A 13,623-nucleotide genomic window follows, 5' to 3' on the forward strand; every position below is an offset into this window, starting at 1 on the left:
TTCAGCCCTGAAGGTCCATCATCGCGGTGAACTCGGCTTCGGCGGCCAGTTCACCATTCACCGTGCCACGGCCTTCGAATTTCCAGATCTTGCCGCCGCCGCGCTTCACGGTGACATGCAGTTCGAGCACGTCGCCCGGCACCACTTTGCGGCGGAACTTGCACTTGTCGATGCCCATGAAATAGGTCAGCAGCGGCTTGTCGATCACGTCGAGCGAAATCCCCACCACCACGGCAGAGGTTTGCGCCATCGCCTCGACGATGGTGACGCCGGGCATGATCGGCTCTTCCGGGAAGTGGCCCTGGAAATGCGGCTCGTTCGCGGTGACGTTTTTGATGCCGACCGCGCCCTTGTTCGGGACGATGTCGCGCACCTTGTCGATCAGCAGGAACGGATAACGATGCGGAATGATGCGCTTGATGAGCGACAGATCGGCTTCGGTATAGGGGGCGGGTTCGGTCATGAGCTGTCCTCGTTCTTGGGCGCAATGCGCCTGCGGCGGTATCAGTTTGCCGCATCACGCGATCGTCGCTTTTGGATTGTTGCTAGCAATCGCGGCCCCGCTTGGCAAGCAGCGCGCGCCTGCTATTGCGCCGTCGTGGTGTCGGTCGGCGCAACCTGATTGTTATCTTCGACCGGCAGACCAAGCGGCAACCCCGGCGCATCTCGGGTCGCGCCGTCGAGCGTGGAATTGCCGCCCGATTTGCCTGCGGAGTTGGGGCTGCTGTCGACAAATACACCCGCCTCGCCGCTTTGATCCGCGCCTGCGCCGCTTGACGATTGGCCCGATGCGGGCTGGTCCGAACCAGGCTGGTCCTGCGTCGCGGGCGCACCTTGAGCCGCATCCGCCGAGCCCCCGTTCGACGTCGGCGGAACCAAGGGCGTCACGCGCCCGGCCCCGTCACCGATCTCCTTGTCGACGCGCGCGCCCAGTTCGGCTGTCACGTCCGCCTGCGCGAGCCCGCGGATGATCGCGCGGGAATCGAGCACGACGACTGCGCCACGCGCCTTCAGCACCTCGTCGAGCAGCGGCACCACGGTCTGCACGAAGGTCTGGTGTTCCTGATTCAACTGGCGCTGGATCGCATCGGCCTTGGCCTTCTGGGCCTTGCGAATATCGGTCGCCCGCGTGTCGAAGGCATCGGCGGCTTGCTGGAACTGATCCGAGGGCATCGTCAGCCGCTCTTCGGTGAGCTTGCGCTCTTCCGCCTCGAGTTGACTGGCGATCCGGTCGTTTTCCTTGCGCAGCGCGCTCGACGCGGTCTCGATCTCGGATTGCACCCGCTTGCCCCACAGCGAGTTGTCGTAAAGCCGCTCCCAATCGAGGGTGAGGACCGCGCTCTGCTGGACGCGCGGCCCGGCTGCGGGCGCCTGCGTGTGGGGTGTCTCCACCGCCGATTGCGCGACAGCCGCGCCGGGCCCGAAGGCCAGCGCGGCTGCAATGAAGGAAACGGTGACGCTGCTCAGACGCATCGCGCGCCCTTAGAACTGCGTGGAAAGCGACAGATCGAAGTTCTGGGTCTTGTCGTAGCTTTCTTTCTTGATCGCCCGCGAGAAGTTCAGACGCAGCGGACCGATCGCGGATTTCCAGAAGATCGAGACGCCGACCGCAGAGCGGACATGCATCGAGTCGTCGACCTCGTTGCCGCCGGTCCCGGTCGTGTCGTCCAGACCCCAGACCGAGCCCACGTCCCAGAACACGCCGCCGGTGATGCCGTATTCCTCGGGCAGACCGATCGGGAATTCCGCTTCGACCTTGCCGACCCAGTAGTAATTGCCGCCGAGCGCGTCGGTATTGCCCGCATTGAGGTCACGCGGACCGATGCCGTAGCTCTCGAAGCCGCGGATCTGGCTGCCCGAGAAGCGTTGCAAGATCGTCGAACCATCCGTGGCATCGACCGCGCCCCCTTCGAGCGAGGCGCGCAACGTCGCTTCCTCGTTGAAGATCTTGCGCTCGCCGACGATCTTCGCAGTGGTCTGGCCGCCTTTCACGTCACCGCCGACGCCCCAGAACTGCTGATCGACGTTGAACCGCCAGGTGAAGCGCGGGTCGATCTGTTCGCGCGCGGTATCATAGCTGTAGCGCAGACCCGGGCCGCTGTAACGCTGCGTGCCCTTGTCGGCTTCTTCGTTCAGCAGGATGTCCGAGGAGTCGCTCGGCACGTTGTTCAGCGTGTCTTCGCCGATCTTGTAGCTCACCTGCAGACGGCCGCGCTCGGAGACCGGGAATTCCAGTGCCGGCTCGACGCTGATGCGGCGCGTGTCGTAAGCGGTGTTCGACGCCGAGCTCGAGGTCGCATAGGCGGCCGAGAACTTCAGCGCCACGTCACGTCCGAGGAACGCCGGCTCGATAAACCGGAAGCTGGAGCTGTTATTGTCCTTGGTCGTGCCGATCGACACACCGAGATACTGCCCGCGACCGAGGAAGTTTTTCTCTTCCAGCGAAGCGTTGAAACCGATCCCGTCCGAATTCGAATAGGAGGCGCCGAAGCCGAGCGACCCGGTGGGCTGCTCTTCGACGTTCACGTCGACGACGACCTGATCGGAGCTCGAGCCCGGTTTCGTGTTCACGTCGACCGATTTGAAGTAGCCGGTGCCGCGGATGCGGTCGGCGGCGTTCGAAATCTCGCGCGGGTTGTAGGGGTCGCCTTCAACCGTCCGGAACTCGCGCCGGACCACCCGGTCGAGCGTCGCGGTGTTGCCCTCGATGTCGATGCGCTGAACGAAGACGCGCGGGCCACGGACCAGCACGAAATCGACATTGACCGACTGCGTGCGCGGGTCTTGGGTGATGCGCGGCTCGACGCGGGCGAATTGGATGCCCTTCTTGATCGCAAGCTGCTCCATCCGGGTCACGGCCAGCTCGATCGCTTTCGGCGAGAAGGTCTGCCCCTGACGGATCTTGGTGAGCGGCGCGAAGTCGTCAGGCGCGACGCCGTCGATCTCGGAACTCGTGTTGATCGAGTTGAAATGGTATTTCTGCCCTTCGATGATGTTGAAGGTCATGAAGAACGCATCGCGCTGGCGCGACATCTGCGAGGACACACCGGTGACCTGCACGTTCTTGTAGCCACGCGCCTGGTAGAAATCGATCAGCTTCTGACGGTCGACCGGGATCCGGTTGGCGTTGAACGTGTCGTTCTTCACGAAGGTACGGAAGATCCCCGCCTGCTTCGTTTCGAGCACCTGACGCAGGCGACGGTCCGAATAGGAGCGGTTGCCGGTGAAGGTCACGCGCTCGATCGAGGTGACCTTGCCTTCCTTGATCTCGAAGGCGACGTCGACGCGGTTATTGTCGCGGCGAATGACCTTCGGCACCACACGGGCGGCCATGCGGCCGTCCTCGGAATAGGCGCGCGCCAGACGCTGGGCGTCGGCTTCGATCTGGGCCGGGTTATAGACGCGGTTCGGCTTCGCCTGAATGATCGTGGCGAGCTGCTCGTCCTTGATGATCTTGTTGCCTTCGAAATTGATCACGCTGATCGTCGGGTACTCAGTCACGGCGATCTTGAGCGTGTTGCCCTGCGGCGTGATTGCAACGTTCTCGAACAGGCCGGAATTCGTCAGGCGCTGGTACGCGGCGTTGAGATCGGCGGCGGTGACGGCCTGATTGCGGGCGATTCTGGCGAAGGACAGAATCGTCGCCGCGTCGACGCGCTCGTTACCGGTGATCACCACCTGGGAAAAACTATATTGCTGCGCCTGAGCGATCACGGGAACCGCAAGGCAACTCATTGCAACTGCTGGAAATACTACGCTGGCCCGCAGTGCCTTTCGCGTCGCACAGAGTCTCAGCATAGTTTGCACGCTCATAGACATCGCCCTCTCCCGCCGGAAGTTCACTTTTTCCCTTTGATAAGGGTCGTACCGAAGGGCGTAAGCGATGTCAAAGCTGGGATGGGGGCTCAGACCCGAGATTTTGTGGAGCGCGATCATCTTGCCACGAAAGAAAGGGCCGCGAAGGCGGCCCCGGGATCGACGAAGAACGGGTTTTGCGGGCGTTTCGTGCCCTTTTCGGACCGGCTCAGATGCGCTGGAAGCTGGACGCGTCGCCGCCGAGAATGTCGATCAATTGAACACCGATCAGCGCCGCGCCGAACAGCGCGACCAGAACCGCTGCGATGAACAGCAGCCGGTCCCCGACGATTTCCACCAACGGGCGAAGTTCGCGATAGTGATGCGCGATAATCTCGGACATGAGTGGTCTCCTTCGCGCGATTTGCGCTAAGAGTTCCCTACCCTGTCTTCATGACCGCATTGCGAGGCAATTGTGGCGAAATCTGGGCCGTCACCGCCGTCACGGGCCCGCTCAGCAGGTCAGATCGTTCCAGAGCCCGAAGACCATCAGCGTCAGTACCAGCGCCAGCCCGATCGACATGAAGACGTTCATCAGCTGATCGGAGGGCGGCTTGCCCGTGATCGCCTCGTAAAGGTGGAACATCAGATGCCCGCCATCGAGCACCGGGATCGGGAAGAGGTTCAGGAAGCCCACCGCCGTCGACAGAACCGCGATAAACCAGATGAAATCGAGCACGCCCGATTTCGCCGCCGCCGCCGAGGTCTCGGCAATGCGCAGCGCGCCGGTCAGGTTACAGCTCGAGATCCGCTGCGCGATCATCGCCTGAATGCCCGAGACCGATTGCGTGATGATACCCCAGGTCTGCCGCGCGCCGCCGACGATTGCATCGACCGGGCCCACCGATTGCGTCACCGGCTCGAACATGAATGAGCCTGTCGCCCCGATAAGGAAACGCGTCTCGAACTGCCCGTCACCCACCGGCAGATCGGTGCGGCGCGGCGCCAGCGTCACGGAGAACGTCTCGCCGCCATCGCCCTCGGGCCGCCAGATATCGAGCGAGACCGCCTTGCCCTCGCCTGCCTTCACCGCGTCCTGCAGATCGACGAAGCGATAGACCGGTTTGCCATCAATCGCGGTGATCACATCGCCCGCGCGCAGACCGGCATCATACGCAGCAGAGCCCGGCTGAACGCCCGCAAACCGCGCCGGGAAGAGCTGCGGCCCCGTCGCGTCGGTTTTGCTTCCGTCGCGGGTCACGGTGTAATCGAGCGTCGGCCCTGCGGGCAACTGGTCGACCACATCGGAGAGCGCCTGATAATCCGGCGTAGGCTTGCCCGCCACCGCGTCGATCACGTCGCCCTGCTGCAGATCGCCCGACCCGCCGGGCAGCGCGACGACGGTCTGGATCGCGGGCGTCTCGGTGGCCTGCCCCGTCCAGAGGCTCAGCCCCGCGATCACGCAGATCGACAGGATGAAGTTGAAGACCGGCCCGGCCGCCACGGTCGCCGCGCGCGCCCAAAGCGGCGCGCCATGCATCGTGTGGCGGCGTTCCTCGGGGCTCAGATGGGCCATTTCCTCGGAGTCGACCCCGGCCGAGGCCGCATTCGCATCGCCCAGAAACTTGACGTAGCCGCCAAGCGGCACGGCGGCGATCTGCCAGCGCGTGCCATGCTTGTCGACGCGGCTTATCAGCTTCGGCCCGAAGCCGAGCGAGAAGACCTCCGCCTTGATCCCGGAAATCCGCCCGATGATGTAATGGCCGTATTCATGCACCGCGACGATGATCGAGAGCGCGACGACGAAGGCCACAACCGTATAGAGCAGATTGCCGAATTGGGGCAGCAGGTCCAAAACTCAGATCCTTCCGTGTTCACAAATCGCCATCGCGCGCGCCCGCGCTTCGGCGTCGCAGCTCAGAACCATATCGAGGTCTTTTGCGGCGATTCCAAGACCCTGGTCCCGCGACATCTCGCCCAGAACCCTCTCGACCAGCGTGGCCATGTCGAGAAATCCGATCCGGCCCGCGATGAAAAGATCGAGCGCGACTTCCTTGGCGGCGTTGAAGACGGTGCCCGCCAGACCGCCGGTTTCCATCACCTCGCGCGCCAGCCGCAGGGCGGGGAACCGCTCCAGATCCGGGGTGCGGAAATCGAGCTGTCCGATCTTCGCCAAATCGAGCTTCTCGACCGGCAGCGGCTTGCGCGCGGGCCAGTTGAGCGCATAGCCGATCGCGTGGCGCATGTCGGGCACGCCCATATGCGCCATCAGCCCGCCATCGTGGAACCCGACCAGCGAATGAACGATGCTCTGGGGATGGACGAGCACTTCGATCTGCTCCGGCGCAAAACCGAAGAACTCTTTCGCCTCAATGACTTCCAGAGCTTTGTTAAACATCGAAGCGGAGTCGATCGTGATCCGCTGGCCCATGTCCCAGTTCGGGTGTGCCGAGGCTTCGGCCACCGTGGCATGGGCGAGCTTTTCCATCGGCCAGTCACGAAACGCGCCGCCAGAGGCGGTGATGATCACCCGCTCGACCGCGGCGATATCCTCGCCGACGAGCCCTTGGAAGATAGCCGAATGCTCGCTGTCGACTGGCAGGATCGTCGCGCCATGCGCACGCGCCTCGGCCATCAGCAAGGGCCCCGCGGTCACCAGCGATTCCTTGTTGGCCAGCGCCAGCGTCGCACCTTGCGAGAGCGCCGCAAAGCCGGGCGCGAGCCCCGCCGCGCCGACGATCCCCGACAGGACCCAATCGGCCGGACGATAGGCCGCCTCGATCAGCGCCTGCGGCCCGGCGGCCACCTCGATCCCGGTCCCGGCCAGCGCATCGCGTAGCGCGGGCAGACACTCGTCGAAGGCCGTCACGGCCAGATCGGCCTTCAGCGCCACGGCCTGCTCGGCCAGTCGCGCGACATTGCGGCCTGCGCTCAGCGCGACCACGTCATAGGCCTCCGCCCCGCCCTGCGCCATCAGCAGATCAAAGCAGCTTTCGCCGATCGAGCCGGTCGCCCCGAAGACCGAAACCTTCCGCATCGTTCAGCCTTCCGTCAGCGGCAGGGTCATCACCTGCGAAATCAGCATCAGGAACACGACCGCGCCGGTCAGCGCGTCGAAACGGTCCAGCACGCCGCCATGGCCCGGGATCAGCGAGGAGCTGTCCTTCACGCCGGTCGCGCGCTTGATCGCGCTTTCGGCGATGTCGCCCAGCTGGCCTGCGAAGGCCAGAAGCGGCGAGATCCAGATCATCGCGAGCCCGCCGCCCATCTGGGCGAAGAGAAAGCCCACCAGCGCCGCACCGACCCAGCCGCCGACCGTGCCCGACCATGTCTTCTTCGGGCTGACCTTGGGCCAGAATTTCGGCCCGCCCATCGTGCGGCCCACGAAATATCCCATGATATCAGAGACAACGACCACCGCGACGATCCAGGTGATCGCACCAAGCCCCGCGCCTTCGCGCAGTGCGACGAGCCCATAGCCCGTCAGCATGATCGCCAGCGCATAGCCCGCGCCAAGCCAGCGCCGCCCGGTGCAGATCACCGCCGCCATGATCGGAACGATCAGCAGATAAAGCAGGCCATAAGGCTCATGGATGGCGAGGACGAACGTCAGTGCAGCCGCCGCCACCAGCCCCAGACCGACCGCCTTGCCGGGGCGTTCGGGGCGCAGCATCGCGGTGAGCTCCCAGATCATCAGACCCGTCACAAGCACCGAGAGCGCCGCGAAGACGGGTCCGCCCCACCAGATCGCGGCGAGCCCGATCGCGACCATCGCAAGCCCGGAGGCAAGCCGCGGGACGAGATCGCCCCATTTGCCGGTCCGCGGCGTCTCCGTCACGAGGCGACCCCGCCGAAGCGCCGCTCGCGCCCGGCAAACCGATCGAGAATATCGGACAGCTCGTCCGGCGTGAAATCGGGCCAGAGCGTCGGCGTGAATTCATATTCCGAATAGGCCGCCTGCCACGGCAGGAAGTTCGAGGTCCGCGTCTCGCCGGAGCTGCGGATCACCAGATCGGGGTCGGGCATGCCGGCGCTGTCGAGCCGCGACGAGATCATCGCCTCGTCCACCTCGTCGGCCGTGATCTTGCCCTCGGCGACGTCGCGCGCAATCGACTGCGCTGCGCGTTTCAGCTCGTCGCGCCCGCCGTAATTGATCGCAACCGCCAGCGTCAGCTTGGAATTGCCCTTGGTGCGGGTCTCGATCGCGTCCATCGTCTCGCGCAGCAGCGGGTCGAGCGGCGTGCGGTCGCCGATAAAGCGCAGCTCGACGCCCTGACGCGACAGCTCCGCCGCCTCGCGTTTGATCATCAGCCGGAACATCTTCATCAACCCGAGAACTTCCTGCGTCGAGCGCTTCCAGTTCTCCGTCGAGAAGGCGTAGATCGTCATGTAGCGGATGCCGAGATCGGGCGCGGCCTGCACGACCTTCTTGATCTGCTCGGCCCCCTTGCGGTGACCGGCCAGACGCGGCCAGCCCCGCTGGGTGGCCCACCGGCCGTTGCCATCCATGATGATCGCGACATGCAGCGGCGCCGGGGCGCCCCCCTCATGCCCCTGCGGGGTCTGGGCGATGTCGGGAATGCTAGGGGCCATCGGCGATGTGATCCTTTTCGCTCAAGACGCAGGGGGACTGAGGCAAAAGCCTCAGACCTGCATGATCTCGGCTTGCTTGTCTTCGAGCGCCTTGTCGACCTTGGCGATATGCGCGTCGGTCATGTCCTGAACCTCGCTCTCCCAGATCTTCACGTCGTCTTCGGACATGCCGTCGGCCTTGGCCTTCTTGATCTGGTCCATGCCGTCGCGGCGCACGTTGCGGATCGCGACGCGGGCGTGCTCGGCATATTGAGCGGCGACCTTGGTCAGCTCGCGGCGGCGTTCCTCGTTCAGCTCCGGGATCGGCAGCATGATGATCGTGCCGTTGGTCTGCGGGTTGATGCCCAGACCGGATTCGCGGATCGCTTTCTCGACCTTGCCGACCATCGACTTGTCCCAGACGTTGATCGTGACCATCCGCGGCTCGGGCACGTTCACGGTACCGACCTGATTGATCGGGGTCATCTGGCCATAGGCTTCGACCTGAACCGGCTCTACCATCGAGGCCGAGGCGCGGCCCGTGCGCAGCGACGCGAATTCATGCTTGAGCGAGCTCATTGCGCCATCCATGCGGCGGGCAAGGTCATCGGTGTCGATCTCGATATCGTCGGACATTGGGTATTTCCCCGTTCTTGTTGAGCCTCGGGCCGAGCTTTAGCGCAGCTCGCAGGCGAAAACTAGCATTTGTGACCGTCGCGCGGCGCTCAGCCCTGCACTTTGGTGTAGGTGCCTTCGCCCGCCAGAATGCCGCGGAAGCCACCCGGCTCGTCAAGCGAGAACACAATGATCGGCTTGTTGTTATCGCGTGCGAGCGCGATCGCCGAGGCATCCATCACGCCGAGGTTCTTCTGCAGAACTTCATCGTAGCTGACGGTGTCATAGCGCTTGGCGTCGTCGAATTTCACCGGGTCCTTGTCATAGACCCCATCGACCTTGGTGCCCTTGAAGATCGCCTCGCAGGACATTTCGTTGGCGCGCAGCGTGGCGGCGGTGTCGGTCGTGAAATAGGGATTGCCGGTGCCGGCAGCGAAAATGCAGACCCGCTTCTTCTCGAGGTGGCGCACCGCGCGGCGGCGGATATAGGGCTCGCAGACCTGATCCATCGGGATCGCCGAGATCACGCGGGTGAAGACGCCAAGGCCTTCCAGCGCGGATTGCATCGCCAGCGCGTTCATCACCGTCGCGAGCATCCCCATGTAATCGGCCGTCGTGCGCTCCATCCCCTGAGCCGAGCCCGCAAGCCCGCGGAAGATGTTGCCGCCGCCGATCACCATGCAGATCTCGACGCCCAGATCGCGCACCGATTTCACTTCATGCGCTATACGCGAGACGGTCGGCGGATGCAGGCCGTAGCCCTGATCGCCCATCAGCGCCTCACCCGAGATCTTCAGTAGCACGCGATTGTATTTGGCCGCGGGATGCGTCTCGGTGCTCATCTGATCCTCCGATGGGCTGTTGTCATTGGCGCGCAAAATGATCCAAATAGAGCCGGGGTTCAACCTCTTGCGAAAGCGTAGAGCCCCGAGCCCGCCAGAAAGCCTGCAAGAGCCGCCGATGCCGACTGCCCTGCCCGAAATATCGCCGCGAACGCCCGTGCTGATCGCGGGAGCGACGGCGAGCGGAAAATCGGCGCTGGCGCTCTCGATTGCCGAAGCCGAGGGCGGCGTGGTGATCAATGCCGACGCGCTGCAGGTCTGGTCGTGCTGGCGGGTGCTGAGCGCGCGCCCCTCGCCCGGGGAAGAAGCCCGCGCGCCGCATGCGCTCTACGGTCATCTCGATCCCGGTGCCGACTATTCCGTCGGCCATTGGCTGCGCGACGTCACCCCGTATCTGGAGGCCTTTCACGCAGGCGGACCGCGCCCGATCATCGTGGGTGGCACCGGGCTCTATTTCACCGCGCTGACGCAAGGCTTGGCGGAAATCCCTGAAACGCCACCGGAAATCCGCGCCGAGGCCGACGGGCGGCGGCTCTCGGAAGGCCATGCCGGGATGCTGGACGAGCTCGACGATGCGACCCGCGCGAAGATCGACGCGCAGAACCCGATGCGGGTGCAGCGCGCGTGGGAGGTGCTGCGCGCTACCGGTGAGGGACTTTCTGCGTGGCAGGCCCGCACCCCGCCGCCGCTCCTGCCGCTCGACACCGTGGCGCCACTTCACCTCGATCCGGATCGCGACTGGCTGGCAGACCGCATCGACCGCCGCTTCGATCTGATGCTCGAACAGGGCGCGCTCGACGAGGTCCGCGCGGTGGAGCCGATCTGGGATCCGAACGCGCTCTGGGCGAAGGCGATCGGGGCGCCGGAACTGATCGCGCATCTGCATGGCGAGCTCGATCTGAACGAGGCGCGAGAGCGCGCACAAGCGGCAAGTCGCCAATATGCCAAGCGGCAGCGCACTTGGTTTCGTGGCCGCATGAAGGCGTGGCACAAGATCGCGTAGACTGTGACCCTGCGGCAACTGGGCGCCCGGGCTTCTGTGGAAAATTCCTTGGTCCACGAGAGTGTTGCGGTCTATCCTCCCGCCGACATCGCCTAGGATCAAAGCATCGTGAAGCTCTTCTCGACACCGCCCCTTTCGCAGCTCTCGCAGGCCAAAACCGTGAAGCCCGGCGCAAGCGGCTCGCCCGGCCCGGCGCAGACCGCGACCGACCTGCCGAGCCCCCCGAGTGAGCCGCGGCTGGTGCAGATCGCCCATCTCGCCAAGGGCGGGCGCTGGCGGGTCGAGGCGATGCGCGCCCATTCCGAGCCCTGCCTGCTGTGGTTCTCGCGCGGGCAAGGCCGGATCACGCTGGGCGGCGTGACCCGCGGCTACGGCCCCAATAACGCGATCTTCATCCCGCCGGGCGTGATGCACGGCTTCGAGATTTCCAACCAGACCCACGGTCAGGCCCTGTTCTTCGGCCGCGACAGCGACATCGCCCTGCCGCCCGCCGCCCATCACCTGCGCATCCGCGAAGCGATCGCGCAGGGCGAGATCGGCTCGATCTTGGAGGCAATCCAGCGCGAGAGCGAGAGCACGCGCCCCGCCGCAGACCGTGCGCTGCGCAGCCATCTGGGCCTGCTGAGTGTCTGGCTCGAGCGGCAGATCGCGAGCAATGCGAACGAGGCGATCCGCCCGAGCGCTGCGCGCCGTCTCGTCACGCGCTACGCCGTTCTGGTCGAGCGCGAGTATCGCGCGGGAACGCCGGTCGCGGATATCGCGCGCGAGTTGGGCGTCACGCCCACGCATCTGTCGCGCGCCTGCCGCGATGCCTGCGGGAAATCGGCGCTGGAACTGATGCAGGAACGGCGTCTGTATGAAGCGCGCCGCCTGCTGCGCGACACGCCCGTCCCGATCAAGGATATCGCGCAGCTTCTGGGCTATCGCAGCCCGGGCTATTTCTCCCGCGCCTTTCAGGCCGGAACCGGCAGCACTCCGAACGCCTTCCGCCGCGCGAGCTGACCCGCGCCGGGACAGGCCGCCTGCCCGATCTTCCCCGACCCAGCGACACGAAAAAGGGCCGCGCCTTTGCAGACGCGGCCCGGGGTTTGGGGAGGTAAACCCTATCAGAAGAACCCGAGCTTGTTCGGATTGTAGCTGACCAGCATGTTCTTGGTTTGCTGGTAGTGATCAAGCATCATCTTGTGGGTCTCGCGACCGATGCCCGATTGCTTGTACCCGCCAAAGGCCGCATGGGCCGGATAGGCGTGGTAGTTGTTGACCCAGACGCGCCCGGCCTCGATGCCGCGCCCGAAGCGATAGGCACGCGAGCCGTCACGGGTCCAGACACCGGCGCCAAGGCCGTACATCGTGTCATTCGCGATCTCGAGCGCCTCGGCCTCGTCCTTGAAGGTCGTGACCGACACCACCGGGCCGAAGATTTCCTCTTGGAAGACCCGCATCTTGTTGTGGCCCTTCAGGATCGTCGGCTGGATGTAGAAGCCGTTCGCCAGATCGCCGTTGAAGCGTGCGGCGTCACCGCCGGTCAGCACCTCGGCCCCTTCTTCGCGACCGATGCTCAGATAGGACATGATCTTGTCATGCTGCTCCTGGCTGGCCTGCGCACCGACCATCGTCTCCATCGCGCGGGGATCGCCCTGCTTGATGGCTTCGACGCGGGCGATGCAGCGCTCCATGAACTTCTCGTAGATGTCTTCCTGAATGAGCGCACGGCTCGGGCAGGTGCAGACCTCGCCCTGATTGAAGGCAAACAGCACGAAGCCCTCGACCGCCTTGTCGAGGAAGGCGTCATCCTCGGCCATCACGTCCGAGAAGAAGATGTTGGGCGATTTGCCACCCAGTTCCAAGGTGACCGGGATCAGGTTCTCGGTCGCGGCCTGCATGATCTTGCGACCGGTTGCGGTGGAGCCGGTAAACGCGATCTTAGCGATGCGCGAGGAGCTCGCGAGCGCCGCGCCGACTTCCGCGCCGTAGCCGTTGACGATATTCAGCACGCCATCGGGCAGCAGGTCGGCAATGACTTCCATCACCACGAGGATCGCCGCCGGGGTCTGCTCCGCCGGTTTCAGCACGATGCAGTTGCCCGCCGCCAGAGCCGGCGCCAGTTTCCATGCCGCCATCAGCACCGAGAAGTTCCACGGGATGATCTGACCCACGACGCCCAGCGGCTCGTGGAAGTGATAGGCGACGGTGTCGTTGTCGATCTCCGACATCGTGCCTTCCTGGCTGCGCAGAACGCCCGCGAAATAGCGGAAATGGTCGACGGCGAGCGGAATGTCGGCAGCCGTGGTCTCGCGGATCGGCTTGCCGTTGTCCCAGGTCTCGGCGGCGGCGATCAGGTCGAGATTTTCCTCGATCCGGTCGGCGATCTTGAGAAGGACATTCGAGCGCTCGGCGGCGGAAGTCTTGCCCCACGCGTCTTTCGCGGCATGGGCGGCATCGAGCGCGGCTTCGATATCCTCTGCGGAGGAATGCGCGACTTCACAGACCTTGCCGCCGGTGATCGGCGTGATGTTGTCGAAATACTTGCCGTTTTTCGGGGGCACGAATTTGCCGCCGATGAAGTTGTCATAACGGTCGCGGAACGGCGAAACCGAAACGCCCTTGAATTCAGGTGCCATATCGTTGGCCATTGGTCTTCCTCCCAGATTGAACGCAACCGACAGGGCTGCGCGCCATGGGATAAGCCTGCCGAACCGCGCGCCCTGCGCATAGCCGCTCTGCGCTGGTGGAATGCATCATCTGTCTCGCGCCTGAGACAGGTGCAGCCGCAGCATTGAGATTTTGCCGGGGCGC

Annotated in this window: 13 protein-coding genes; 2 read left to right on the forward strand and 11 right to left on the reverse strand. The window is 64.5% G+C overall.

Annotation, left to right across the window (positions count from 1 at the left end):
* Position 1: 1 nt before the first annotated feature.
* From fabZ to pyrH, 10 genes are all read right to left on the reverse strand, one after another.
* Entirely contained in the window at positions 2-463 is a 462-nt protein-coding gene (fabZ, locus tag AKL02_RS10770) for a 3-hydroxyacyl-ACP dehydratase FabZ (RefSeq protein ID WP_078520753.1), read from the reverse strand.
* 122 nt (positions 464-585) lie between these two features.
* Positions 586-1,473 carry an OmpH/Skp family outer membrane protein gene (locus tag AKL02_RS10775; RefSeq protein WP_083076997.1) on the reverse strand — a complete coding sequence of 296 codons (888 nt, stop codon included), beginning with the start codon at positions 1,471-1,473 and terminating at the stop codon, positions 586-588.
* 9 nt (positions 1,474-1,482) lie between these two features.
* Positions 1,483-3,735, reverse strand: a complete 2,253-nt coding sequence (gene bamA / locus AKL02_RS10780; protein WP_108722342.1) for an outer membrane protein assembly factor BamA — start codon at positions 3,733-3,735, stop codon at positions 1,483-1,485.
* 289 nt (positions 3,736-4,024) lie between these two features.
* The gene (locus AKL02_RS10785; protein WP_165756949.1) at positions 4,025-4,198 is read right to left on the reverse strand and encodes a hypothetical protein; all 174 of its coding nucleotides are present in this window, start codon (positions 4,196-4,198) and stop codon (positions 4,025-4,027) included.
* Between the two features lie 111 nt (positions 4,199-4,309).
* Positions 4,310-5,650, reverse strand: coding sequence for an RIP metalloprotease RseP (rseP, locus tag AKL02_RS10790; RefSeq protein WP_232621597.1), 1,341 nt, complete (start codon positions 5,648-5,650; stop codon positions 4,310-4,312).
* 3 nt (positions 5,651-5,653) lie between these two features.
* On the reverse strand, positions 5,654-6,832 hold the full coding sequence (gene dxr / locus AKL02_RS10795) for a 1-deoxy-D-xylulose-5-phosphate reductoisomerase (protein ID WP_232621598.1): 1,179 nt from the start codon (positions 6,830-6,832) through the stop codon (positions 5,654-5,656).
* 3 nt (positions 6,833-6,835) lie between these two features.
* Entirely contained in the window at positions 6,836-7,633 is a 798-nt protein-coding gene (locus AKL02_RS10800; RefSeq protein ID WP_281480950.1) for a phosphatidate cytidylyltransferase, read from the reverse strand.
* Entirely contained in the window at positions 7,630-8,388 is a 759-nt protein-coding gene (gene uppS / locus AKL02_RS10805) for a polyprenyl diphosphate synthase (RefSeq protein ID WP_093477136.1), read from the reverse strand. Before uppS ends, AKL02_RS10800 begins: the two co-directional genes overlap by 4 nt.
* A 51-nt stretch (positions 8,389-8,439) precedes the next feature.
* Entirely contained in the window at positions 8,440-9,003 is a 564-nt protein-coding gene (gene frr, locus AKL02_RS10810; protein ID WP_078550245.1) for a ribosome recycling factor, read from the reverse strand.
* Positions 9,004-9,092: 89 nt separating this feature from the next.
* Positions 9,093-9,824, reverse strand: coding sequence for a UMP kinase (pyrH, locus tag AKL02_RS10815; protein ID WP_078550242.1), 732 nt, complete (start codon positions 9,822-9,824; stop codon positions 9,093-9,095).
* Positions 9,825-9,942: 118 nt separating this feature from the next.
* On the opposite strand from pyrH, the gene miaA reads away from it, so the two are divergent.
* Both miaA and AKL02_RS10825 read left to right on the forward strand, forming a co-directional pair.
* Positions 9,943-10,827, forward strand: a complete 885-nt coding sequence (gene miaA, locus AKL02_RS10820) for a tRNA (adenosine(37)-N6)-dimethylallyltransferase MiaA (protein WP_083077001.1) — start codon at positions 9,943-9,945, stop codon at positions 10,825-10,827.
* Between the two features lie 108 nt (positions 10,828-10,935).
* Positions 10,936-11,829, forward strand: coding sequence for an AraC family transcriptional regulator (locus AKL02_RS10825; protein ID WP_083077003.1), 894 nt, complete (start codon positions 10,936-10,938; stop codon positions 11,827-11,829).
* 104 nt (positions 11,830-11,933) lie between these two features.
* Here AKL02_RS10825 and adh read toward each other — a convergent pair whose 3' ends face one another.
* Entirely contained in the window at positions 11,934-13,460 is a 1,527-nt protein-coding gene (gene adh, locus AKL02_RS10830) for an aldehyde dehydrogenase (RefSeq protein WP_078540815.1), read from the reverse strand.
* Between the last annotated feature and the right edge of the window lie 163 nt (positions 13,461-13,623).

The organism is Thioclava electrotropha (genome assembly GCF_002085925.2).
Taxonomy (GTDB): Bacteria; Pseudomonadota; Alphaproteobacteria; order Rhodobacterales; family Rhodobacteraceae; genus Thioclava; species Thioclava electrotropha.